This is a genomic window from Plantimonas leprariae (assembly GCF_008802405.1).
Lineage (GTDB): Bacteria > Pseudomonadota > Alphaproteobacteria > Rhizobiales > Rhizobiaceae > Plantimonas > Plantimonas leprariae.
The window spans coordinates 83,266-104,825 of sequence record NZ_VZDO01000018.1; the positions used below are offsets into that span (position 1 = coordinate 83,266).

The window sequence follows — 21,560 nt, forward strand, 5'->3', positions numbered from 1 at the left end:
TCTCGGATTCGCCGCGGCTTTCCGATGCGCCCAGGTAGCTCAGTTGGTAGAGCATGCGACTGAAAATCGCAGTGTCGGTGGTTCGATTCCGCCCCTGGGCACCAATCCTCTCTCAAGTCCTTTGAGATGCAGGAGTTTCCGCAATAACAGTGACTTGGTGCTGCCCGAGTGATACGCACGGGTGATACACATGGTCCTGGCGATGGCGCGCCCGTTCAAGCATCCAAAGACGGGCATGTACTGGCTGCGCCGCCGCGTGCCGGCCGATCTCATCGCGGTGCTCGGCAAGCGCGAGGAGCTAGTAAGCCTTCGCACGAAGGATGCCGTTGAGGCCCGAGAACGTCATTCTAAAGTGTTGGCCGAGGTAGACGCGCGTTGGGCGATGCTGCGTGCCGGTCCAAAGGCGTTGTCCGAGCGCGAGGCGCTGGAGATCGCCCAAGAGCTGCACGCCTACTGGATCGAGCGGCATCGCGACGAGCCGAGCCAGCAAACGGAATGGCGGTCCGAACTGTATGTGCAGCTATGGCTGCCCAGCATGCCGGCGGGGTCCTCACTCGACAGCGTCGACCTGAACGTCGTGCCGTTGTTTCGAATGAGGGAGCTAGCCTTCGAAGGCGCGGACCTACTGTTGCGGCGGCGCGGGCTGCGCACAGACGATGCCGGGAGGAGCAAGCTCGCCAAGGCCGTCGGCGTCGTGCTGCAGCAAGCCAGCCTCGCGCTTGCCGCGTCCGCGCAAGGGTCGGACATTCTGTCAGGTGCCTTTGCTGGTGCCTTCGCACCCACTCGACCGGTGGCACCATCGAGGCCGCAGACGTCGTTATCGTTCGATGACGCCGTGAAGCTTTGGATCGCCGAGAAGCAACCGCGCGAACGCACCGTCTACGAATGGCGCCGCGTCCTGAAGGAGCTGGCGGCGTTCGTCGGGCACAGCGATGCCGGTCGCTTGACGGTCGAGGACCTCATCCGCTGGAAGAACGCGATGCTGGAGGCGCAGCGCGCGCCGAAGACGGTGCGCGACGCGAAGATCGCGCCGGTGCGAGCGGTCCTGCAGGTGGCGGTCGAGAACCGGAAGCTGGAGGCAAACCCAGCCGAGAAGATCACGATGACGGTGAAGAAGGTCGCGGCGGAAGCACGGCGCGACTTCACCGACGCCGAAGCGGCGATCGTTCTGCAGGCGGCGATGGCGGAGAAGAGCGTAGTGTTGCGCTGGGTGCCTTGGATCTGCGCCTATTCTGGGGCGCGGTTGTCGGAGGCCTGCCAGCTGCGGCGCGAGGATGTGCATCAGCACGAGGGCATCTGGGTGATGCGGTTTGCAGCGGAAGCCGGACCGCTGAAGAACGCCAACTCGGAGCGGGCGCTGCCGGTCCATCCGGCGCTGATCGAGAACGGCTTCCTGCGTTTCGTGGAAGGGGTGAAGGCGGGACCGCTGTTTGCGGACCTGCCGCCGGACAAGTTCGGAAAGCGGGGCGGCAACGGCACGAAGGTGATCGGGCGCTGGGTGCGCAAGCTCGGGCTGACGGATACGCGATTGGCACCGAACCACTCATGGCGGCATCGGTTCAAGACCCTCGGGCGGCGGCATGACCTGCGCCTGGACATCGTCGACGCGATGACGGGGCATGCGGCGAAGAGTGTAGGCAACGCCTATGGCGTGTACCCCATGGCCGCCATGCTGCGCGAGCTGGAGAAGATCCCGACCCTTACGCTGGATGCAGTTCGCGCCGCATGACAACGCAATCTCACCGATTGGTGCCGCTGCTCTAAGAGCCGGAGGGGGCGAAGATGACCGCCCTGGCGCTCAGCATGCTTCAGGTGACGGTGCTGGCGATTGCGCCTAGAAACCTCACGGATCAACTGTTGCCGGCGAAGAAGTACTGCCTCCATGCAGCAACTGGTCGACCGCAGCGTCCAGTCTCTCCCGCCACGCCAGGGTCTGGAGCCATCGTTCTGGGATGGCGTTGGCGCCGTGGATCGCACCGGCGAGCTGGCCGGTGACGGCCCCGACGGTGTCGGCGTCGTCGGCGAGGTTCACCGCACGCACCACGGCCTCTGCGAAGCTCGTGGTGTTGTGGACGCACCAGAGCGCCGCCTCCAGCGTGTGGACGACATAGCCGGACGACGAGATCGCCGCGCGGTCCTTGGTGCGATAGCTGCGGGTCGCGACCGCGGCGATGCTCGGATGCAGCGCTGCCATGTCCGTAGCCGCCAGTGCCGCAGCGAGAGGATCCGCATGGCGGAGGATGGCATGGCGCAGGATGCGGGTGAAGACGATGCAGGCATCGACGGCCTGCGGTGCGCCATGGGTGGTGCGGCTCTGGTCGCAGGCGATGCGGTCGGCAAGCTCGGCGTCGTCGAGAGCGTAGATCGCGACGGGGCTGAGGCGCATCAGCGAGCCGTTGCCGGCATCGCTTTCCGCCGTGGTGCCAGCATAGGGGTTGCCGGTCCACTCGAAGCGGGCGAGCGCGTCGCGGGTTTGCGTGCCGATGTCGAAGCAGCTGCCGGTGCAGGAATAGTCGCCGTCGCGCCACCAGCCGACGAAGCGCCGCATAAGGTCGTCCGGGTCGAAGCTGCGGCAGTGGACGAGGCTGTCGGCCAACGCCAGCGCCATCGCGGTGTCGTCGGTCCATTCGCCGGGACGCAGCCGGAACGGCCCGCCACCGGTGATCTCGACGTGATGCGGACGGCTGTCGCGTTGGCTGAACTCCAGCGTCGTGCCGAGCGCGTCGCCGACGGCAAGCCCGAGCAGCGCGCCGCGAGCCCGGTCGCGCACCACAGCGTCGTCGGCGACAGCCGTTCGCTTGTCGCGTGACGAAGGAACGGCATCGTACTCGGCCCACGACGGATCGGTCGGCTTGGGGTTCGCTTCGTCCTGTTCGTGCATCACGGTCACCGTCGCATGATCCTCGCCTGCTGTTGGAGCTGCAGGAGGATGGTGAAGGCATCGTTCTCGCCGAGCAACTCGCCGTTCAGCGCGAGGTCGGTGATGATGACGGCGGGACCGGTGAACTCAACGTGCCGGCTGGGGAAGTCCTCCGGCCCGTCCGTCGCGACGAAGCGGAAGGCGTATTCGTAGGTCGCCTTCGACAGGGGGTCGGTGCCGCTGATGCGCAGGATGAAACGGTCGGCGTCCATCGGCTCGAAGCTTGGATGCATGTAGGTGTCGAAGCCGGCGACGAGCTCGCCGAGCGTGAAGCCGATGTCGCTCAGCATCGGGCCGGCGACGAGCTTGCGGCGCATCAGCTCGCTCGGCGCCATGCCGTTCGTCATCGTGCCGGTCGCCGCCGACCACAGCCAGCCGAACGGGTTGCCGCCTGCCCCGTTGCCGGCATCCACCACGACCGGTGCGACGGGTGACAGCGGTGCCGTAGACGTTGCGGTCGACGCGTCGTTGCCGTGCTTCGCGGCGAGGTCGGCGCGAACGGCGGTGCTGCGCTCGGCCGAGGTCGGACCGAAGACGCTCTTGTAGGCGCCCCCGGCGAAGACGACGAGGCCGGCGACAAGCAGCACGTACTTGCGCGAGGTGAAGAACGACGCGTCCGCCTCGCGCGCCGAGCGGGGACGGGACCGGGGCTCGGCCTTGGCCTCACGCTGTTTCTCGCCGGGCAGGATGCGCGGGTCCGGCGGCGCGACGGGCGGGACGAGGGACGGCGCGTCGCCGAACGGGGGCGGCTCGCGCTCATTCATGGAAGACGCTTTCGTACTCGGCCGGCACCGGACCTGGGCAGCGGCGCAAGTTCTCCTTCGTGCCGTCCTTCAACTCAAAGGTCATCCGGTCGGGAGTGTCGAGCGTCACGCGAGCGAGGGTGTCGAGGTCATCGCCTGCGTTCGCGCAGGCGAGCGCCAGGATCCAGGTCGAGCCGATCGGGCTTGCCGCGGTGATGCGGCATTCGAGTTCGTTGCGCACCAGCTTGGTCGGACCGATCAGCGTGTTGACGAAGAAGTCGTCGCGCTCGGCGCAGGTCGCGGCGGACTGACCCCAGGCCCCGACGAAGGGCGGTGGCCGCTTCGCCGCTGTTCGGTTGGCGTTGGCGGCAGTCCGCGCCGCGCCGTTGCCTGTCTCGGCAGAGTTGCCGGTGCCGGCGGCGATCCCGAGCTCGGCGGTCAGCTGCTGCAGGCTTCCGTCGAGGTTCGGGGTCTCGCCGTTGAGGCTGACGCCGGTGAGGACGAGCAGGCCGGGGATACCGGTGTCGAAGGTGAACTGCTGCGGCCGGCCGTTGGTGACGCAGACATAGACGACGGTGTCGGCGTCGAAGGCGCGCTCGCCGCAGCGAGCCGCCGGGTAGTGCCGGAAGAACGCCGCAGCTGTGCCGAGCTCGGTCGGGTACGGCGTTGCCGCCTGGATCGTGCGGTTGTCGAGCGTCTCGGCGCAAGCAACCATCGGTGGCAGTACCGCGGTGAGGCAGGCGGCACCGGCAAGCGCCGCGCCGCGGGCGCTGCGGCGACGAGGCGGGCGAGGAGGAGCGTCTGGCATGGTGGCAAGCCTCGGGAACAGGGTAGGAAGCGAAGCGGTGGCGGAGGACGGTTCGCAGCGTGGCGGACACCTCGCATGCGGGCCGGACGTCAGCTGTCGGCGGGACGATCGCTCGCGGCGGCGTCCGCGTCCGGCGGAAGCGGGGCCCAGTCGCGCAGGCCGAGCTGCCGGTTGCGGGGATCGCCTTTCGGCAGCGTGAGGGTGCCCTGCCAGCGCCGGCCGTCCGCCGTTGCCGCGGTGACGCGCCAGGACAGGACAAAGTCGGCGTCGAACATCAGGTCGTGCGTGTCGACGCGCACGCCAATGCCGGCGGCGAGCTTCGCGATGCGGACCGTGTGTGTCGGCAGGACGGTGAGGTCGCCGAAGCCGAGCGTCCAGCCGGCGCGGGTGGCGACGACGTCGTGTAGGTCGGCGCCGGTGCCGTTGGCGAGGTAGAGGGCGCGGCGGTTGCCGTGCCAGACGGTGCCGAACTGCAGCGCGACCGGCGCCGGTAGGTCTGACGGACAGTCGATCCGCTCGGGCCAGACTGGTTCTGGCCTGAAGCCGATGATGTGCGGAACGTCGATGCCGGCGAGATCGAGCGGTTGGCCGCCGGCGCGAAGGCGCAGGTCGGTGCCGACGAGCAGGCGGGCGCGCTCGGCACGGCAGAGCGCCAGCGCTCGGGCGAGTTCGGGGCGGGCGGGGTCGGCGTCGTCCGGCTGGCCGGCTCCTGCAGACGGCGGCGTTCCCCCTTCCGGCTCGGTGAAGGTCGCGAGCACGGTGTAGCGCGAGCAGCGGACTGCATCGGCGATCGCAGCCTCCTGCTGAGCGAGCGAGACGGCGGTGAGCTTCGCATCGCCGTCCGGGTCGCGCAGGTAGACGACGACGCGCGACGTCTGGGCCCAAGCGCGCCGTTCAATTGCCGCCGGGTCTTCGATGACGACGATCTGCGGTCCGCGGTATGGCGAGGATGGATGGAACGCACCGCGCGGGCCGATCGGCTTGTCGGTGGCGACCAGCGTGACGGCGCCGGCCTCCGCAGCCCTTCGGCGGGCCGCGCCGAACACCGGCCGTGCCCTGCCCTCCCCCTCCGTCTCGGTGAACTCGGCGATGATCGCCGCGCCGTGCTCGGCCACCCAGGTCTCGACCGAGCGGCGCTGCACGGCGAGCTCCGCCTCCGCCACCGCAGGGTCAGGGACGGCGCGATAGTAAGCGACGGCGAGCACGGGCAGCGGGGTGGGCCTTTCTCTGAACGGGATGATCTCGGTGGCGGACCGACGGCGTTGGCTTTTGCAGACGTCCGAACCGGTCGTCCGAAGCCGTATTCAAGCGAGCCCGGTTTGAATGAACCTCCGCATCGCCATCGCGCCGCGACTGTTACCAGAAGGCCGCAGTCGCCTTCGTGCGGGTGTTGCCGACGGCGTAGAGCCGGCGGGACCCCAGCGCCTCGATGAGCCGGGCGCGGTGCTTCGTCCAGACCGCGCCAGCGCGCTGATCCTCGTCGAAGCCGAACACGACGAGCCGAGGCAGCGGGTCGAGCTGCAGCGCCGCCCCGTCCGCGACGCGGCGGATCAGTGGATTGAGCGGCGCGGCGGCGCCGCCGACCTCGCGGCGCAGCACGTCTAGTTCGGCTAGCGCTCGGCAGACGGCGGCGTATTCCGCGACGAGCCGCGTCTCGTGCCGGCGCAGCGTCGCCTCGTAGCGCGCGATCTGCTCGAGCACCGGCGGCGTGCGGCTGGTGGCGGCGCGCAGCTCCTTGTTGGCGAAGTGCTTGGCCTCGTGGAACACGAGACGGATCGTCCCCTGCCCCTCCTCCAGCGTCGCGACGTCGAGCCGGTCGAGGCGGGTCGCGACGGGATCGGCGATCGTCGCGGCTTCGGTCGTTGTCGTGCTGGCAGCGTCGGCGGTCTCGATGGCCTCGGCGATCTCTACCCGCTCATCGGTGGGGTTGCCGGTTGCCGCCGGGTCTGACTGCGGCTCGGCGATGTCCGGAGCGGACGATGACCCCGGTGCCGTTGCTGTGCCGCCTTCCAGCACGATCTCGGTATCGACGACGTGCGGGCTGTTCACGAGCAGCGCATGCAGGCCGAGCTTCTCCGGGCCGGCGAGGCTGGTGGCGGCGCGCAGCATATCGGCGAGGGTTTGCGGCCCCTCGTAGCGCGTCCAGATCGCCGCCGCCGGGTCGAGCCCGAAGCTGCCGTCGTCGCCGAGCGACGCGTAGGCCTGGCGCGAGCGCTGCAGGTACTTCACGTGCGTCTTCGGGACGATCCGGCCGTTGGCGAACTCGGCAAGGAAGATCGAGGCACCGCGATGGTAGACGGCGAGCGCGTCGCGCCGCACCGCGAGCACGAGATCAGGATGCCGCAGCACGTCCCGCAGCCAGGCTCCTTCGGCGACATGCACCAAGCGGGAGAGCTCGGCGGCGAAGGCCGGCGAGAAGCCGCGGCGGGGACCGAGCGACGTCGGAGTGGCCGATCCGGACGATGGTGCTGGCGAAGAGGTAGAGGAACTCGTCACAGTGGGGACTCTTGGTAGGAAGGAAAGACAGCGGCAAAGAGGAGAGAGCCGACGGTCACGTGGCACTGTCCCGGACTGGCCACCATTCGCCATCGCGGCGCAGTCGGACGTTGGCGAAGAGGTCCAGAAAGCGCTCGGGCTGGAAGGTGTGGATCGGGGTGAGCTGGCGCGGCGCAATGGCTGTCGCCAGCCGCTGCAGGTCGCCGACGGCCGCATGGCCGGACGTGTGAATGGAGCAGAGCGGGATGCCGCGCTCGGCGAGGTCTGCCTGCAGCGCCTGTCCCCGCGGCTCGGCGAGGTAGCCGTCCCATTGCGACCAGATGCAGCTGGCCGCTTCGAGACAGCCGGCGCGGTCGAGATCGCGCAGCATCGCTGGGCGGAACAGGAACGCGGCCTTCGGGGCGATGCCCTTCAGGTCTTCGTTGTAGATCCGGTTCGCCTTGTGCGGTTCGAGAAGATCGAAGCGTGCGGTCTGCTTGATGCGGATCCGCTGGTACTGCGGCACGTAGACGGCGACGTTCGGCCAGTGTGACTGCGGGATGTTTGCGTTCCCGGTCGCTCGCAGCACTTCCGCCGCGTAGAGGTCGATGACGAGGGTGCAGCCGGTGCGCTTGGCGGCGCGGTAGATCGACACCATGCGGTCGATGTTCTGTGCCGAGGCCGCGACCAGCACCATGCCGGCGCTGGCGCGGAACGCCTCGACGAAGTCAGCCTCGACGTCGGCTTCGGTCGGAAATCGCTGGTTCGGATCGAGGCGGCCGAGCGTCGAGCCTTCCAGCAACATGACGTCGATGTCGCGCGGTGGCTTTGCGACCATGCGCTCGAACAGGGCGGCTTTGCGGCCGTGGGCGCGTAGGTCGCCGGAATAGAACAGCCGCTCGCCGTCGGCTTCGACGAGCAGCGCGTAGGCGTCGAAGCCGGAATGGTCGACGAGCTGCGGCGTCAGCGTGAACGGGCCGAAGCGCAGCGGCGTGCCGGAGCTGAACTCGACCGCCTTCGTCGGGACCCACGGCTTCGGCACGAAGGGGGCGGCAGCGCGGAGGATACGGTGCGTCGCTGCGCCGAATGCGACCGGCAGGTCGGGACCGGCGAGGTGCGCCAAGCCCCAATGGTCGAGATGGCCGTGGCTGAGGACGAGCGCCAAAAGATCGCCGCCGCCGGCGAGACCATCGATGGCGGGATGTGTCGCCGCGTCGTCCGGGTCGCCGCCGAGCGATAGGCCGAGGTCGAGCAGGAGGCGCGCGCCGTCCGCAGCCTGCAGTTCAATGCACGTCCCGCCGATCTCCCGCGTGCCTCGATGAATGCGGACATGCATGCGAGGGACGCACCCAACCGAGACGAGTTTAGGAAACTGTTCGAAGGCGATCGCGAACAGCTAATATGTCGAAGATATTCGATGGTTTGATAGCCGGCAAGCTGGTGCGTCATCGTCATGGACGGACGCGCCCGCGTGGCATGGCACCTGCGCCGGTTGAGGGTTGAGCGCGGGCTGTCGCAGGAAAGCCTCGGCGTCGATGCCGGCGTTGACCGCGGCTACGTCAGCGGCATCGAGCGGCAGACATTCAACCCGACGATCGAGATCATCGATCGACTCGCCAACGCATTGGGCGTCGACGTCAGCGCCTTCTTCGACCTACCGAACTCAGAAGACGCCGAACCACAGCCGTTGAAGAGCGGTCGAAAACCGCGATAGCTTATACACCTCAGGGCAGCTTCGCGCCCGTTGCGGTCGATCATAGGCATTTCGTGATGCTCTGAAAGCGGACGTTCAGCCCAGGCAGGGTTGCGCCGATACGATGGGGGAAAGTGCAACGTCCCATAGGCGGACGAGCTGCGGCGAGTCACCTCACATCTAGACTGTCCTAACTTAATCTGACTTCAAGCAAGTTCGGGTTAGATCCTGCGACCAACGGCTGTTAACCGATGCTCGCGCGCTTTCGCCATGTTTCGCTCCTCTACGGCATCCTCGCCGCCGTGACGGTGGTGCTGCTCGCCGTGCAGGTCCCAAGCGTCTGGACGGATGTCGTCGAGGAACGCCATGCCGTCGAGGCCGCCGCCAAACGTCAGGCGACCGCCGCCATCGACATGCTGGAGGCGGTCCACATCCAGGCGATGCTGCATCGGAACCGGATCGAAGACGGCGACCCGGCGATCGACACCTTGAACGGCAGCATGGAGCAGTTTTCCAGCGCCAGCCAGGGTACCAAGCTCTGGGTGTTCATGGGACCAAAGGTCCTCGACTTCCAGCGCGCCGCCGGCGAAACCGAGATCGAAGGTCCGCGCGATGCGGTCGATGAAGCGGTCGTCGCCTCGCGTCAGCCTCGCCAGTCGTTCGAAGGCAACCAGTTCCGTCTGTCCCGACCGGTCGTTCTCGGCGAGGGCCATGCCGCGAGCCCACGGTGCGCCGAATGCCACACGGCGATGATGGACATCACCAAGGGCGAGGTCATTGGCGGCTACGGCGCCGCGGTCGACCTGACGGCGCCGCTGCAGAACTGGCGTTCCGGGTTGTTCCGGCAGATCGGCGAAGCGATTGCCATCCTCATCGGAACGCTCGCAGCGATCTACATCCTCTTGCGCGTGGCGGCGCTGCGCCCGCTAACCCGCCTGTCGCAAGCGACGAAGCGGCTCGCGGCCGGCGACACGGACGTTGCCATCGATCTCGACAACCGGCGCGACGCCATCGGTGCCATGGCCGGGGCGCTGCGGATCTTCCGCGACGGCCTCGTCGCCAAACGCAAGCTGGAAGCCGAAAACGAGCAGGCGCAGAGCGAGCTGCGCTATCTCGCCTCCCACGATACATTGACCGGCCTTCCCAACCGAGCCCTGTTCCGGCAACGCCTTGCGGAAGCCCTAGCGGCGAACGACAGCTCCCTCGCCGTCTTCTGCCTCGACATCGACCACTTCAAGACGATCAACGACACGCTGGGGCACGCTGCCGGCGACAAGTTCCTGCAGATCGTGGCGGAGCGGCTGCGCGCAGCCGTCGGCCTGAACGGGTTCGCCGCGCGCCTCGGCGGCGACGAGTTCGCGCTGGTCCATACGACGCAGAGCGGCGTGTCGGCGGTGGACGATTTGTGCCAGGCGCTGCTCGCGGCGTTCAAGGACCGCGTCGAGATCGAGGGCCGCAAGTTCCCGCTCACCCTGTCCGTCGGCATCGCGCTGGCACCTGCCGACGGCCGGACCGCGGAGGAGCTGCTGCAGCATGCCGATGTCGCGCTCTACCGAGCGAAGGGGGAAGGGCGGAACACCTACCGCTTCTTCGATGCGCAGATGAACGAGGCGATCGCGGAACGCCGGGAACTGGAAGGCGATCTCAGAGAAGCATTCGAGCGAGGCGATCTCGAATTGCACTATCAGCCGCTGGTCGACGTCGGCTCGGGGACGATCGTCGCCGTCGAGGCGTTGATGCGCTGGCAGCATCCGGAAAGGGGCTGGATCAGTCCGGCCGTATTCATCCCGATCGCCGAAACCTGCGGACTGATCGTGCCGATGGGACGCTGGCTCTTGCAAACGGCTTGTGCGCAGGCGGCGATGTGGCCCGGCATCTCGCTGTCGGTCAATCTGTCGCCGGCGCAGTTTCGCGATCGCGATCTCGTGCCGTTCGTCGCCGCGACGCTGGCGGAGGCGAAGTTCCCGGCCGAGCGTCTGGAGATCGAGATCACCGAAGGGCTGCTGCTCGACGCCAGTCTGAAGCCGCTGGAAACGCTGCTCGCGCTGAAGGCGCTGGGCGTGAAGATCGCGATGGACGACTTTGGCACCGGCTATTCGAGCCTCGGTTACCTGCAGAGCTTTCCGTTCGACAAGATCAAGATCGACCGCTCGTTCGTCAGCGCGATCGAGACGAACCCGAGCGCCGCGGCGATCGTCCGGTCCGTGGTCGGGCTCGGCCAGAGCCTCGGCATGACGACGACGGCGGAAGGCGTCGAGACGGCAGGGCAGATGGCGTTCCTCCAAGGCGAGCGCTGCGATCAGGTGCAGGGCTACCTGTTGGCCAAGCCACAGGATCCGCTGCGATTGACCGCGCTGCTGGGAACGTGGCGGGACGGTGCGTTCACCACCGCTGATAAGGACATGAGCCTTCAAGCGACCGGCTGACGAACCTACGAGCGGTTCGAAGCCTGCCCGGCCATACGACGGTCGAAAGCATGGTTCGTTATTCTGGTGTTGACATCGAGGATGCGCCCAGAGCAAGAACTTGTTGGAACAGCCGGACGGCACGAATAGCTGGCGGTCCGGTTTCAAAAAACGTGGGGAGGAAAGCGCACGCCCTTGCCGGACGAACTTCGACCGCACTTTCGTACGTGTAAGCTCATGCGCCACTCCGAAGCCGCGGTGGTGCGGTGGACCTCGCGCTACGACCGCTTGCTACACATATCAGTGGCATCGCCGGTGATTCGTCGGCATTCGTTCGGGGTTACGCACGCCGTGTCATGGTCGAGCTGGCGGGCAGCTTCTCGGCGTGCTCCACGGCGTTGACGAGGCTGCGCAGCAGGCGGCGGACACGATCGTAGGCGAGTGCGTCGTCGTGCGCCTCGATCGCGACGAGGATGTCCCTATGCGCCTCGAGGTCGCCAACTGAATGGCCGAACAGGGCATTTGTGACCGGCGCCGTCAGCGACAGGGCGGTGCGGACCAGAGACCCGAGCGGCTGGTAGAAGCGGTTCTCCGTCGCCGCCAGCACAGCCTCATGGAACCGGCAGTCCGCCTCGACCGGATCGACGGTGCCTGGACCGGCGGACTCCATCAACTCGTAGGCCCTCCGGATGTCCGCGATCCGCGCGACGCGGCCCTTCCGCGCTGCCAGCGCCGCGGCCTCGGGCTCGAAGCCGAGCCGGAGCTCGATCAGTTCGACGATCGTGCGTCGGTCCGGCGGCGCCTGTCGCAGCCAGAAGAGCACTTCGGCGTCGAGCAGGTTCCAGTCCCCGGTCGGGTTGACCTGCGTGCCGCGGCGCGGGCGCGTGTTCACCAATCCTTTTGCCGCCAGCATCTTCACCGCCTCGCGCACGGCGCTGCGGCCGACGCCATAGGCGAGCGACATCTCCGCCTCGTTCGGCAGGAGCGCGCCCTGGTCGACCCGGCCGGTGACGATGTCGAACCCGAGGCGGTTGACGAGGTCGACGGTGACGTTGCCCGACGTGACCGTCGAGCGCCCCGGCGCAAAGGGCGTAGCGTTGGCTGCGAAGGTACTGGATTTCACGTTGTCGGACCCGTCTCGTCTCCGGAAGGTGCGCCGGCCCGATGCGGACCGCAAGCCGGGCCGACGCTCGAGCGAAGCGCGGTCGAAGGAAGTCGCTTCACACAGCGCTGGTCATGCCGCCATCGACGAAGAGGATCTGGCCAGTGACGAAGCTGGCCGCGTCGGAGGCGAGGAACACCGCGGCGCCGGCGAGTTCGGCCACCTCGCCCCAGCGCCCGAGCGGCGTGCGCTGGCAGAGCCATTCGGAGAAAGCAGCGTCGGCGGTGAGCGTTGCGTTCAGCTCGGTGGCGAAGTAGCCAGGCGCTATGGCGTTGACGCGGATGCCCTTCGGCCCGAGCTCCGCTGCCAGCCCGCGCGTCAGCATCTACACTCCGCCCTTGGACGCCGTGTAGGGCACGATGGTCGGGCGGCCGAGCTCGCTCTGCACCGAGCCGACGTTGAGGATTGCGCCGCGCCGGCGGGAGATCATGTGCCGGACGACCGCCTGCGAGACGTAGAGCGCGCTCATCAGGTTGGTCTCGATCACCTGTCGCATCGCCTCCACGGGGAAGTCCTCGAACGGGGCGCGGTGCTGCATGCCAGCATTGTTGACGAGGACGTCGATCGGCCCGACCTCCCGCTCGATCCTTTCGACCGCGTCGGCCACCGCCGCGGCGTCCGCGACGTCGAAGACGCTCGTGCGCACGTCGATGCCGACCGCGCGCAAGTCCGCCGCCGCCCGCTGCGTCCGCTCCGCCCCGCGCCCGTTCAGGACGACGCGGGCGCCCGCCCGGCCGAGTCCTTCGGCGACGGCGAGGCCGATGCCGCGGTTGGAGCCGGTGACGAGCGCGACGCGCCCGCCGAGATCGAAGGAATCGCGCATCTTTGCCCCGTTCCGCCCGTCAGAAGCCGAGCTGTACCTTCATGGCGCGGCGTTTATCGCCGGCCAGCTCGAAGGCCTGCCTCGCGTCGGCGACCCCGACCGTCCCGGTGAGGAGCGGCGCGACGTCGACCAACCGCCTCGCGATGAAGGAAACGGCTGTCGCGAACTCCTCGTGAAAGCGAAATGCGCCGCGCAGTTCGATCTCCTTCGTGACGACGAGCGAGACCGGCAAAGCCGCCTCGCCCCCCTGGCCCACCAGGACGAGGACGCCGCGGGGCTTCAGCGCCGCCAGGCCCGGCACGATCGCCGCGCCGCTGCCGGAGGCCTCGAACATGATGTCGAACGTGCCCTTGCCGGCCGCGAAGGCGGCGAGCGCGTCCGGCTCGGCGGCGACGTCGAGGGTCCGGTCCGCGCCGACCCTCGCCGCGAAGGCGAGCGGCGCGTCGAGGACGTCCGTCACCACGATCTCGCCCGCCCCGGCGCGCCGGGCGGCGGCCGCGACCAGTACCCCGATCGGCCCCGAGCCGGTGACGAGCACGCGCCGGCCGACGAGCGGTCCCGCCCGCGACATGGCGTGCAGCGCGACGGCGAGCGGCTCGGCGAATGCGGCCTCGGCGGGCGACACGCCGTCCGGCACGGGAACCGCCTGGGTCTCGCGGCAGACCAGCGTTTCGCGGAAGCCACCCTGGACATGGGGCCAGCGCATGGCGCTGCCGAGGAAGCGCATGTCGAGGCAATGGTTCTGCAGGCCCTTCCGGCAATACTCGCAGGCCTCGCACGGGAGGGAAGGGTTCACCGCGACGGTCTGCCCGACGCGCAGGGCCGCGACGCCGGCGCCGCATTCCGCCACGACGCCGGCGATCTCGTGGCCGAGGATCATCGGCGCCTTCAGCCGCACCGCGCCGAAGCCGCCGTGCCGGAAGTAGTGGAGGTCCGAGCCGCAGATGCCGCCCGCCGCGATCCGCACCCGCACCTCGCCGGTCCCCACCGGCTCCTCGCCCACCTCGTCGATTCGAAGATCGCCGGGCGCATGAATCACCACAGCCTTCATGGATGTCCTGCCTGGTTGCCGGCGGCGGCGGCCAAAGCTGGCCGGCCGCCGCCGTCCGGTTCAGAAGCCGGTGCCGAGAAACTTGTCGATGTTCTCGGCGGTGACGGTCGGCGAGTCGACGACGATCTCCTTCTTCACCTTCTCGCCGGTGGCGATCTTGTGCGCGAGGATCACCGCGTCCGGTCCGAGGTAGGAGTAGACGAAGGTCGCGGCGATCTTGCCCGCCTTGATCGCCTTGTAGACCTCCTCCTGCCCGTCGATGCCGACGACGGCCACGTCCTTCAGCCGGTCGGCGGCTTCCAGAGCCTGCATCGCGCCGAGCGCCATCTCGTCGTTGTGGGCGTAGACGACGTTGAACTCGCCCGGGCCGAAGCGGTTGATACAGTCCTCCACGAACTTCTGCGAGTTCTCGCGCCGGTAGTCGCAGATCTGCGTCGCGACGATCTGCTTCTCCGCATTGCCGCCGAGCGCCGCGTGGAAGCCACCGGAGCGGTCGATCGTCGGCGAGGCGCCGGCGGTACCTTGCACCTCGATGATCTTCGCGCCGTCGCCGAAGCGCTTCTTGACGTAGGTGCCGGCGTTGGTGCCGATGACCTTGTTGTCGGCGCCAATGTGGCAGGTGACGTCGGTGTTGACCTTGCGGTCCATGGTGAGCACCGGGATGCCCTGTTCCATGACGTCCTTGACGACGGGGGTGAGCGCCTGCGCCGTCACCGGGCTGATCATCAGGACGTTGATCCCTTGCGCGACGAGGCTCTCCACGTCGGCCACCTGCTTCGTCGCCTGATCGTTGGCGTCGGTCATGACGAACTTCGAGTCCTTGAAGTTCGCTTCGCAGTACTTGCGGTTGACCTCGGCCATCGCGACGCGGTGCGGATGATTCATCAGCGCCTGACTGAAGCCGATGAGGTAGGTCGACTGGGCGAAGGCGCGGCCGCCGAGCACGCCCAGGCCGGTCGGCAGTATCAGCGCGCCCGCGCCGATGCTTCTGATGAGTTCACGACGGTTCATGGATGCTGCCTCCTCGTTCGATGAGTTCGCGCGCCCGCCTCCCGCGTGGCGCGCGTCCGCGGCGGCTACGTCCGCCGGGTCCGGAGCGTCTCGGCGAGGACCGCCAGGACAATGATGGTGCCCTTCACGACCTGCTGCGTGAACGGCGAGATGCCGAAGAGATTGAGGACGTTGGCGAGCACCGCGATGATCGCCGCGCCGACGACGGTGCCGAACACGCCGCCCTCGCCGCCGAAGAGGCTCGTGCCGCCGATGACGACGATGGTGATCGCCTCGAGCTCCAGTCCCGTGCCGGCCGTCGGATCGCCGACGGTGAGGCGCGACACGAAGATCAGCGAGGTCAGCGCCGCGAAGACGCCGTTGACGACGTAGACGAGGAAGATCGTCCGCTGCACCGGGATGCCGGCGAGGCGCGCGGCCTCCTCGTTGCTGCCGACCGCGTAGATCGAACGGCCGAACACCGTCCGGGTCAGGACGAAGCCGAGGAGGAGCGCCAGGATCGCGAAGATCCAGACCGGCACGGGGAGCCCGAGCATCCGCCCGCTGCCGAGCCAGGAGAAGGAGCCGCCGTCGCCGGCCCCGAGGTTCACGGGCGTGCCGTTCGAGATCATCAGGGTGAGGCCCCGCCCGACCACCATCATGCCGAGCGTCATGATGAAGGGGGGCACGCGGCCGAGCGTGATGCCGAGGCCGTTCACCGCGCCCATCGCCGCGCCGATGGAGAGGCCACTCGCGACCACGACCGGCACGTTCCAACCGTCCGCCAGCATGCCGGCGCAGGTGACCGCGACCACACCGACGATGGAGCCGACCGACAGGTCGATGCCCTTGGTCAGGATCACCATCGTCGTCGACAGCGCTACGATGCCGTAGAGCGCCACCTGGCGCGAGACGTTGACGAGGTTCGGCCACTTGAAGAAGTTCGGCGACAGGAAGCCGGCGACGATGCAGAGCGCCAGCAAGATCCAGAACAGGCCGGTCCGGCGGAGAAAAGCGCCGATGTCGAGCGACCGCCGCTTCGGTTCGGTCTCTGTGGCCGACGCGTTCATTCGCCCGCTGGTGCCGGTTGCGGGATCACTGGGCGGCATGGAGCATGATCTCGTGTTCGGTGGCGGTGGGCCCGTCGAGCTCGGCGGTGATGCGCCCCTCGCGCATGACGTAGATCCGGTCGCAGAGGCCGATGACTTCCGGCATGTCGGACGAGACCATCAGGATCGCGGCGTTGTCGTCCCGCGCGAGCTTCACCATCAGGTCGTAGATCTCCCGCCGCGCCCCGACATCGACGCCGCGCGTCGGCTCGTCGATGAGGAGGATGTCGCTCTTCGCGATCAACTGGCGGGCGAGGACGCATTTCTGCTGGTTGCCGCCCGACAAGTTGCCGACCCGCGCTGCGGCCGTGGGTGTCTTGATCCGGAGTTGCCGGATCAGTGTTTCGACCCGGTCGCGCTCGCGCCGCCCGTCGATCACCCCACCCCTCGCCATGCGTGGGAGGGCGGCCAGTGACATGTTGAAGGCGACGCTGTGCCCGAGACAGAGCCCCTGCGTCTTGCGATCCTCCGGGATGAGCCCAAGCCCGAGCCGGATTGCCTCGCCTGGCGAACGCGGTCTCGCCTCCCGGCCGTTGACGCGGATCGTGCCCGACGCCTCCCTGTCCGCGCCGGCGAGCGCCATCAGCACCTCGCTACGTCCGGCCCCCGACAGGCCGCAGAGGCCGACGATCTCGCCGCGCCGGACTGTGAGGGCGATGTCGCGGAGTACACCCGGCCGATCGAGGCCCGTCACTTCCAGCGCGACGTCGCCCGGCGCCTTGCCGTCCCGGTCCGGGTACAGCGCATGCAAATCGCGCCCGACCATCTGCCGGATTAGCCGCTCGCGCGTGAAGTCGCCGACGGGGCCGGTTTCGATGTGCCGCCCGTCGCGCAGCACCGTAACCGAGTCGCAGACCGAGAAGATTTCGTCCAGCCGATGCGACACGTAGACGAAGGCGACGCCGCGCTCGTCGCGCAAACGCCGCATCAGGCGGAACAGTTCGCCGATCTCCGCTTCGCCGAGGACGGCCGAGGGCTCGTCGAGGACGATCAGACGCGCGTCGCGCGCGACGGCCCGCGCGATCTCGACGATCTGCCTCTGTGCGACGCTCAAGGTTGCGATGCGCCGGTCGACGTCGATGCGGGCGTTCAGGAGCTTCAGCACGTCCGTCGCCTGTCGGCGCATGCGCGCACGGCTGACCGTGCCGAAACGACCAAGCGGCAGCGCGCCGAGCGCGATGTTCTCGGCGACCGACAGGTGCGGCGCCTGCGCGAACTCTTGGTAGATCACTGCGATGCCGGCCGCGAGCGTCTGTGCCGGCGATGCTCCGACAAGGGAACGACCGTCGAACTCGATCGAGCCGGCTTCCGGTGGGACGGCGCCCGACAGGATCTTGATCAGCGTCGACTTACCGGCACCGTTTTCGCCAACGAGGGCGCGAATCTCGCCAGCCCGGAGCACGAGCGACACGCCGTCCAGCGCCCGCACGCCGCCGAAGCTGCGCGCGATGTCCGTCATCGCGAGCAAAGCTTCTCCACGCATTCCACTCCTCCTTTCATCTCAATTATCAGATGAAAAGAAAAACGCAATGGGTCGGATTTATCCTATCGATATTCCAGTGGGTAAGCCGCGCATCGCATGGCGACGGTCGGCTGGTTGATGCTGGCGAAGCCGCGTCAAGACCTCGTGAGCGTCTGCCACGCTTCGCCGCATCGGGCTCGGCCTCATCGCTTGCCGTGCTTCTGGGGACTGCCGAAACCCGGTCGAAAGACTTCGATGGATCATGTGCGGAATGGCGGCTTACCGAACTGATCTGCCCAAAAGCTGCCGGACCGCTTTCGGCCCGTTCACCTCGGCATGCTTTGTAGCGTCGTCGCGACGGCTTGGTCGAGCGGGGTTCCTGGCTCCTCGCCAAGCAGCCGCACGAGGCGCGCGTTGTCGAGCCGCATGGGATGCCGCCAGAAGGACTGGACCTCCAGGACCTCGCGCGGGAAGCCGCCTAAGGGTGCCAGGAGGCGCATCAGCCACCAGGGAAACGCCTTCACCGGCAGGTCGGGTCGCCCCGTCGCCCGCCGGATCGCCGCCGCCATCCCGCTGCCGTCGGCGTCCCAGAACCCGGCGAACTGCACCCGCTCGGCCGCAGCGAGCGCTCCCGGCGGCAGTTCCAGCAACCGCACCATGGCCTCCGCCAGATCCGGTAGATACGCCCAGGCATGTCCGACCCCGTCGCGACCGGGCGCAACGATCCGCTGGAGCGGCGGCTTCGCCAGAGCCTGAGTGAACCAGGTCTGACGCGCGCCGGAGCCGAAGAAGTCGCCGGCGCGCACCACAAGGCTCGGGACGTCGGGCGCCGCGGCGGCGAGGCTCTGCTCCAGTTCGACGCGGATGCGGCCCTTCCGGCCGCGGGGCTGCTGCGGCGTCGTCTCGTCGACGCGTGGTACGATGCGCGGGTCGTAGTTGTAGAGCGTGCCGGGAAGGACGATCCGCGCGCCATTAGCCGCGCGTGCGGCGGCGATGGTGTTGTGGATCATCGGCAGCACCGCCTTCGGCCAGTTCCGGTAGCCGGGCGGGTTCACGGCGTGAACGATCGCCGCGACGCCGGCCGCCGCGCCGACCACGTCCGCTTGCACCATCGCGTCGCCGCGAACCCATTCGGGGGCGCACGCGCCGCGCCAGTCGTGGCCGCGCCAGTCGTGGCCGGCCTTCTGCGGGTCGCGCACCAGGGCACGGACCTTCCAGCCGCGCCCGAGCGCGACGCGTGCCACCGCCCCGCCGATGCCGCCCGTCGCACCGAGGATGAAAACCGTCTTGTCCGTATGCGGTGCCATGGCGGCCCCTCCTGAGTTGCTGGACGGCAAGCTAGGCTTCAGCAGGCGTCGACAGAATTGACGAGGATCGACAGTCCGGTCATCGAGAAGCGATGAGCGAGCGCGAACTTGGCTGGGACGATCAGCGTGCCTTCCTCGCCGTCGTGGAAGCGGGCAGCCTGTCGGCTGCGGCGCGCAGTCATGGCGGGGCCCTTGCGGAAGTGGCGCTTCGTGCCGGACCCCGCCGTCGAATGGATCATGCGGCGCGACGCGTAACGGGCACCCGACCCTTTTGGCCGACGGACAGAGAGGAAGCCCATGCCGCTGTTGAAATTCCACGTCCACACGGGACGGACGACGGAGGAAATGGGGCGCCTGCTGGATGCTGCGCACGGCGCCATGGTGCGTTCCTTCGCGGTGCCGGAGCGAGACCGCTACCAGATCGTCCACGAGCACGAGGCATCGCACATGCGCGCCCTCGACACCGGGCTGGACATCCCCCGGACCGAACGCTTCGTGCTGGTCGAAGTCGTCTCCCGTCCGCGGCCGCGTGAGCAGAAACTCTCCTTCTACGCGAACCTCTGCACCGATCTGCGCGAGCAATGTGGAATCGAGCCGTCGGACGTCATGATCGCCTTTATGCAGAACACGGACGACGACTGGTCGTTCGGCGACGGTCGGGCGCAGTTCGTGACTGGGGAACTTTAGCTGACACACTATCAGCCGTTTCATCCGTATATGTACAACCTCTGATCGGAAACGTCCGCTTCCGGGACTGGAAACTGCGCAGTTCAACGTCCTAGTTGGATCGTGACCTGAAGGACGGATTTCTCACATCGGTCGCCCAGAAGCGGACATGCCGCCATCGGTCCGAACCGGCGGTGCGTTGAACGACCGTAGAGGGTGAAAGCCGGCTTGGCGGCCTTCAGACGCGTATGGGAGTTGGCGGCCCGTCGACGGTTCGGCGAACGCCGTTGCCAACGGGTCGGGTCGCTGCTGCGACCGCCACGGCGGCTCAGAACCGCTCGCCGACGAGGTCCGCGGCTTTGGCCCAGAGGGCGTCTGCGTGGCTCTGGTCGAACGCGTAGGGGCGCACGCCGCCGCCGAGCGGACTGACGGCTCCACCGCGCAGCGAGGGATAGAGCGTCACGATGCCGGCGTCGCGATGCTGGTGGGCGGTCTGGTCGTTGTCGGGCAGCTCGTTCCACCAGACCAAACCTTCAATCGTGTTGGGAGCACCGCCGGTGATTCAGACGATGGCCGGGCGATGCCGGCCGTCCTGCGGGATGGTGCCGACGAGCACCGCCAACCGCCCGACGGCGGAAGGTTAGTTCACGAGCCGCCCCTCGTTCGGTGGGGCTGCGGGTACGGGAGCGCCCGCGTCGCGAACCTCGCCGAACGTCGTGACGAAGCCGTCCCTCGCTTTGACGAACGACGTTTGCGCCTCCACCGCGCTCGCGAGGTTTCCCAAGCAAGGACAGGCAAGCTGGCGCGCCGAACCGAGGCAAATCGGCAGTCTCGGCTCGCCAGCGATTCCACAGCGACCATCGGTGCATCAATCTCTGCCGTGTTCACTGCCGCTCGAGAAGTTGGCCCTCTCTCAATCCGTCGGTGCGTTGGCAGTCAGATCGCAGGAAGCGAACCGCTCCGATCGAGAATTACGTAATCGAGCGGCAGCTCGGTTGTGTACTTGATCTGCTCCATTGCGAAGGAGGAGGACACGTCGCGGATGTCGATCCGGGCGATGAGACGCTTGTAGAACGCATCGTAGGCGGCGATGCTCGGGACGACGACGCGCAGGAGATAGTCGACATCGCCACTCATCCGGTAGAACTCGACCACTTCTGGAAAGTCGTGGACCACTTCGGAGAGTCGCCGCAGCCATTCGATCGAGTGAGAGTTCGTGCGGATGGCGACGAAGACCGTGACGCCGAGATTGACGCGGGCTGGGTCGAGCACGGCGACGCGGCGGCGGATCACCCCGTCCTCCTCCAGCTTCTGGATTCGCCGCCAGCAGGGTGTGGTCGAAAGGCCGATGCGCTTGGCGACGTCGGACACTGCCAGCGTCGCGTCTCCCTGCAGAAGCCGCAGGATTTTCTTGTCGAGACTATCCATGGGACTATCCGGAGGCGTTCGGCGACGCGATAGAGAGTCGCCCTACCGAAACGGTAATCTGCAACGGCCATAACGGACGCGGGACCGTCGCTGCGGGGAGACGAGCGGCACGCTCCGCCGCCGTTACGGGGTCGCGGATCGCTGGCGAAGGATGCCGTCGATTTCGGCGCCGGTGAAACCGAGTTCCCTCGAGATCTCCCGGTACGACGCGCCGGCGTCGATCATCGCCAGCGCCTGCCGTTGCCTGAACGGACACTGGTGCGGCTGGAGCCGCCAGCGTCGAGCGATCGCTGCGAGCGTTCGAAATCGCACGTCGGATCTCCCTTGCGTCGATTGCGATGCGCGTCGGTGCCCCGGTCCCGCGACGTCGTCAGCTTTTTCCCCGCCAAGGCACGAGCCTTCGTTCTGCGAAGCGCATGGGTGGCGGCCCCGTCGCGGCCGGCGAAACGGATGCTGACGTCGTCGACCTTGAGCAAGGCTCTCGCTTCCGTCTGTTCGAGAACGGTCGGGCCGCGCCG

At 67.9% G+C, this 21,560-nt stretch carries 20 protein-coding genes, 1 tRNA gene and 1 pseudogene; 5 read left to right on the forward strand and 17 right to left on the reverse strand.

The window, feature by feature from the left end:
• The first annotated feature begins 28 nt into the window (after nt 1–28).
• Nucleotides 29–104 (forward strand) — tRNA-Phe (locus tag F6X38_RS19130).
• Between the two features lie 86 nt (nt 105–190).
• Nucleotides 191–1,729: a site-specific integrase gene (locus tag F6X38_RS19135; protein WP_246191443.1), complete on the forward strand. Its 1,539-nt coding sequence runs from the start codon at nt 191–193 to the stop codon at nt 1,727–1,729.
• 114 nt (nt 1,730–1,843) lie between these two features.
• On the opposite strand, the gene F6X38_RS19140 is transcribed toward F6X38_RS19135, so the two are convergent.
• The 6 genes from F6X38_RS19140 to F6X38_RS19165 form a co-directional block, all read right to left on the reverse strand.
• Entirely contained in the window at nt 1,844–2,881 is a 1,038-nt protein-coding gene (locus F6X38_RS19140) for an ADP-ribosylglycohydrolase family protein (protein ID WP_150972564.1), read from the reverse strand.
• A gap of 5 nt (nt 2,882–2,886) precedes the next feature.
• Nucleotides 2,887–3,684 (reverse strand): hypothetical protein, encoded by a 798-nt coding sequence (locus tag F6X38_RS19145; RefSeq protein ID WP_150972506.1) that lies wholly within the window; start codon nt 3,682–3,684, stop codon nt 2,887–2,889.
• Entirely contained in the window at nt 3,677–4,378 is a 702-nt protein-coding gene (locus F6X38_RS19150; protein WP_150972508.1) for a hypothetical protein, read from the reverse strand. Before F6X38_RS19150 ends, F6X38_RS19145 begins: the two co-directional genes overlap by 8 nt.
• Nucleotides 4,379–4,560: 182 nt before the next feature.
• Nucleotides 4,561–5,676 carry a recombinase family protein gene (locus F6X38_RS19155; protein ID WP_150972510.1) on the reverse strand — a complete coding sequence of 372 codons (1,116 nt, stop codon included), beginning with the start codon at nt 5,674–5,676 and terminating at the stop codon, nt 4,561–4,563.
• Between the two features lie 151 nt (nt 5,677–5,827).
• Entirely contained in the window at nt 5,828–6,856 is a 1,029-nt protein-coding gene (locus F6X38_RS19160) for a hypothetical protein (protein WP_150972512.1), read from the reverse strand.
• A gap of 166 nt (nt 6,857–7,022) precedes the next feature.
• Entirely contained in the window at nt 7,023–8,282 is a 1,260-nt protein-coding gene (locus F6X38_RS19165) for an MBL fold metallo-hydrolase (RefSeq protein WP_150972514.1), read from the reverse strand.
• A gap of 135 nt (nt 8,283–8,417) precedes the next feature.
• Here F6X38_RS19165 and F6X38_RS19170 point away from each other — a divergent pair, with 135 nt between their 5' ends.
• Both F6X38_RS19170 and F6X38_RS19175 read left to right on the forward strand, forming a co-directional pair.
• Nucleotides 8,418–8,660: a helix-turn-helix domain-containing protein gene (locus F6X38_RS19170; RefSeq protein ID WP_343033241.1), complete on the forward strand. Its 243-nt coding sequence runs from the start codon at nt 8,418–8,420 to the stop codon at nt 8,658–8,660.
• A 230-nt stretch (nt 8,661–8,890) separates the two neighbouring features.
• Nucleotides 8,891–11,065, forward strand: coding sequence for a putative bifunctional diguanylate cyclase/phosphodiesterase (locus F6X38_RS19175; protein ID WP_150972518.1), 2,175 nt, complete (start codon nt 8,891–8,893; stop codon nt 11,063–11,065).
• 319 nt (nt 11,066–11,384) lie between these two features.
• Here F6X38_RS19175 and F6X38_RS19180 read toward each other — a convergent pair whose 3' ends face one another.
• From F6X38_RS19180 to F6X38_RS23725, 8 genes and pseudogenes are all read right to left on the reverse strand, one after another.
• Entirely contained in the window at nt 11,385–12,167 is a 783-nt protein-coding gene (locus tag F6X38_RS19180; protein WP_150972520.1) for a FadR/GntR family transcriptional regulator, read from the reverse strand.
• A gap of 97 nt (nt 12,168–12,264) precedes the next feature.
• A pseudogene (locus F6X38_RS19185) lies at nt 12,265–13,029 on the reverse strand (glucose 1-dehydrogenase).
• A 19-nt stretch (nt 13,030–13,048) separates the two neighbouring features.
• Complete coding sequence (locus F6X38_RS19190) at nt 13,049–14,080, reverse strand: L-idonate 5-dehydrogenase (protein WP_150972522.1); 1,032 nt, start codon at nt 14,078–14,080, stop codon at nt 13,049–13,051.
• A 60-nt stretch (nt 14,081–14,140) separates the two neighbouring features.
• On the reverse strand, nt 14,141–15,091 hold the full coding sequence (locus tag F6X38_RS19195) for a substrate-binding domain-containing protein (protein ID WP_150972524.1): 951 nt from the start codon (nt 15,089–15,091) through the stop codon (nt 14,141–14,143).
• 65 nt (nt 15,092–15,156) lie between these two features.
• Nucleotides 15,157–16,140, reverse strand: a complete 984-nt coding sequence (locus F6X38_RS19200; protein WP_150972526.1) for an ABC transporter permease — start codon at nt 16,138–16,140, stop codon at nt 15,157–15,159.
• Nucleotides 16,141–16,165: 25 nt separating this feature from the next.
• Nucleotides 16,166–17,662: a sugar ABC transporter ATP-binding protein gene (locus tag F6X38_RS19205; RefSeq protein WP_150972527.1), complete on the reverse strand. Its 1,497-nt coding sequence runs from the start codon at nt 17,660–17,662 to the stop codon at nt 16,166–16,168.
• Between the two features lie 305 nt (nt 17,663–17,967).
• Nucleotides 17,968–18,948 carry an NAD(P)H-binding protein gene (locus F6X38_RS19210; protein ID WP_150972529.1) on the reverse strand — a complete coding sequence of 327 codons (981 nt, stop codon included), beginning with the start codon at nt 18,946–18,948 and terminating at the stop codon, nt 17,968–17,970.
• Nucleotides 18,949–18,986: 38 nt separating this feature from the next.
• Complete coding sequence (locus F6X38_RS23725) at nt 18,987–19,187, reverse strand: hypothetical protein (protein ID WP_210248898.1); 201 nt, start codon at nt 19,185–19,187, stop codon at nt 18,987–18,989.
• Nucleotides 19,188–19,245: 58 nt separating this feature from the next.
• Between F6X38_RS23725 and F6X38_RS19215 the strand changes: the two genes are divergently transcribed.
• Entirely contained in the window at nt 19,246–19,635 is a 390-nt protein-coding gene (locus tag F6X38_RS19215) for a tautomerase family protein (RefSeq protein ID WP_150972531.1), read from the forward strand.
• A gap of 307 nt (nt 19,636–19,942) precedes the next feature.
• On the opposite strand, the gene F6X38_RS19220 is transcribed toward F6X38_RS19215, so the two are convergent.
• The 3 genes from F6X38_RS19220 to F6X38_RS19230 all read right to left on the reverse strand — a co-directional run.
• Nucleotides 19,943–20,143 carry a hypothetical protein gene (locus tag F6X38_RS19220; protein ID WP_150972533.1) on the reverse strand — a complete coding sequence of 67 codons (201 nt, stop codon included), beginning with the start codon at nt 20,141–20,143 and terminating at the stop codon, nt 19,943–19,945.
• Nucleotides 20,144–20,550: 407 nt separating this feature from the next.
• Nucleotides 20,551–21,042 carry an Lrp/AsnC family transcriptional regulator gene (locus tag F6X38_RS19225; RefSeq protein ID WP_150972535.1) on the reverse strand — a complete coding sequence of 164 codons (492 nt, stop codon included), beginning with the start codon at nt 21,040–21,042 and terminating at the stop codon, nt 20,551–20,553.
• A 221-nt stretch (nt 21,043–21,263) separates the two neighbouring features.
• Nucleotides 21,264–21,560 (reverse strand): hypothetical protein (locus tag F6X38_RS19230; RefSeq protein WP_210248899.1); only part of this gene is annotated, 297 nt, incomplete at its 5' end.

Bases quoted from the DNA above. Each gene is read 5' to 3' on its own strand.
- F6X38_RS19165 (WP_150972514.1), bottom strand. From the start codon at position 8,282: ATGCATGTCCGCATTCATCGAGGCACGCGGGAGATCGGCGGGACGTGC.
- F6X38_RS19145 (WP_150972506.1), bottom strand. From the start codon at position 3,684: ATGAATGAGCGCGAGCCGCCCCCGTTCGGCGACGCGCCGTCCCTCGTC.
- F6X38_RS19195 (WP_150972524.1), bottom strand. From the start codon at position 15,091: ATGAACCGTCGTGAACTCATCAGAAGCATCGGCGCGGGCGCGCTGATA.
- F6X38_RS19215 (WP_150972531.1), top strand. From the start codon at position 19,246: ATGCCGCTGTTGAAATTCCACGTCCACACGGGACGGACGACGGAGGAA.
- F6X38_RS23725 (WP_210248898.1), bottom strand. From the start codon at position 19,187: ATGATCCATTCGACGGCGGGGTCCGGCACGAAGCGCCACTTCCGCAAG.
- F6X38_RS19200 (WP_150972526.1), bottom strand. From the start codon at position 16,140: ATGAACGCGTCGGCCACAGAGACCGAACCGAAGCGGCGGTCGCTCGAC.
- F6X38_RS19140 (WP_150972564.1), bottom strand. From the start codon at position 2,881: ATGCACGAACAGGACGAAGCGAACCCCAAGCCGACCGATCCGTCGTGG.
- F6X38_RS19205 (WP_150972527.1), bottom strand. From the start codon at position 17,662: ATGCGTGGAGAAGCTTTGCTCGCGATGACGGACATCGCGCGCAGCTTC.
- F6X38_RS19135 (WP_246191443.1), top strand. From the start codon at position 191: ATGGTCCTGGCGATGGCGCGCCCGTTCAAGCATCCAAAGACGGGCATG.
- F6X38_RS19175 (WP_150972518.1), top strand. From the start codon at position 8,891: ATGCTCGCGCGCTTTCGCCATGTTTCGCTCCTCTACGGCATCCTCGCC.
- F6X38_RS19150 (WP_150972508.1), bottom strand. From the start codon at position 4,378: ATGGTTGCTTGCGCCGAGACGCTCGACAACCGCACGATCCAGGCGGCA.
- F6X38_RS19210 (WP_150972529.1), bottom strand. From the start codon at position 18,948: ATGGCACCGCATACGGACAAGACGGTTTTCATCCTCGGTGCGACGGGC.
- F6X38_RS19225 (WP_150972535.1), bottom strand. From the start codon at position 21,042: ATGGATAGTCTCGACAAGAAAATCCTGCGGCTTCTGCAGGGAGACGCG.
- F6X38_RS19190 (WP_150972522.1), bottom strand. From the start codon at position 14,080: ATGAAGGCTGTGGTGATTCATGCGCCCGGCGATCTTCGAATCGACGAG.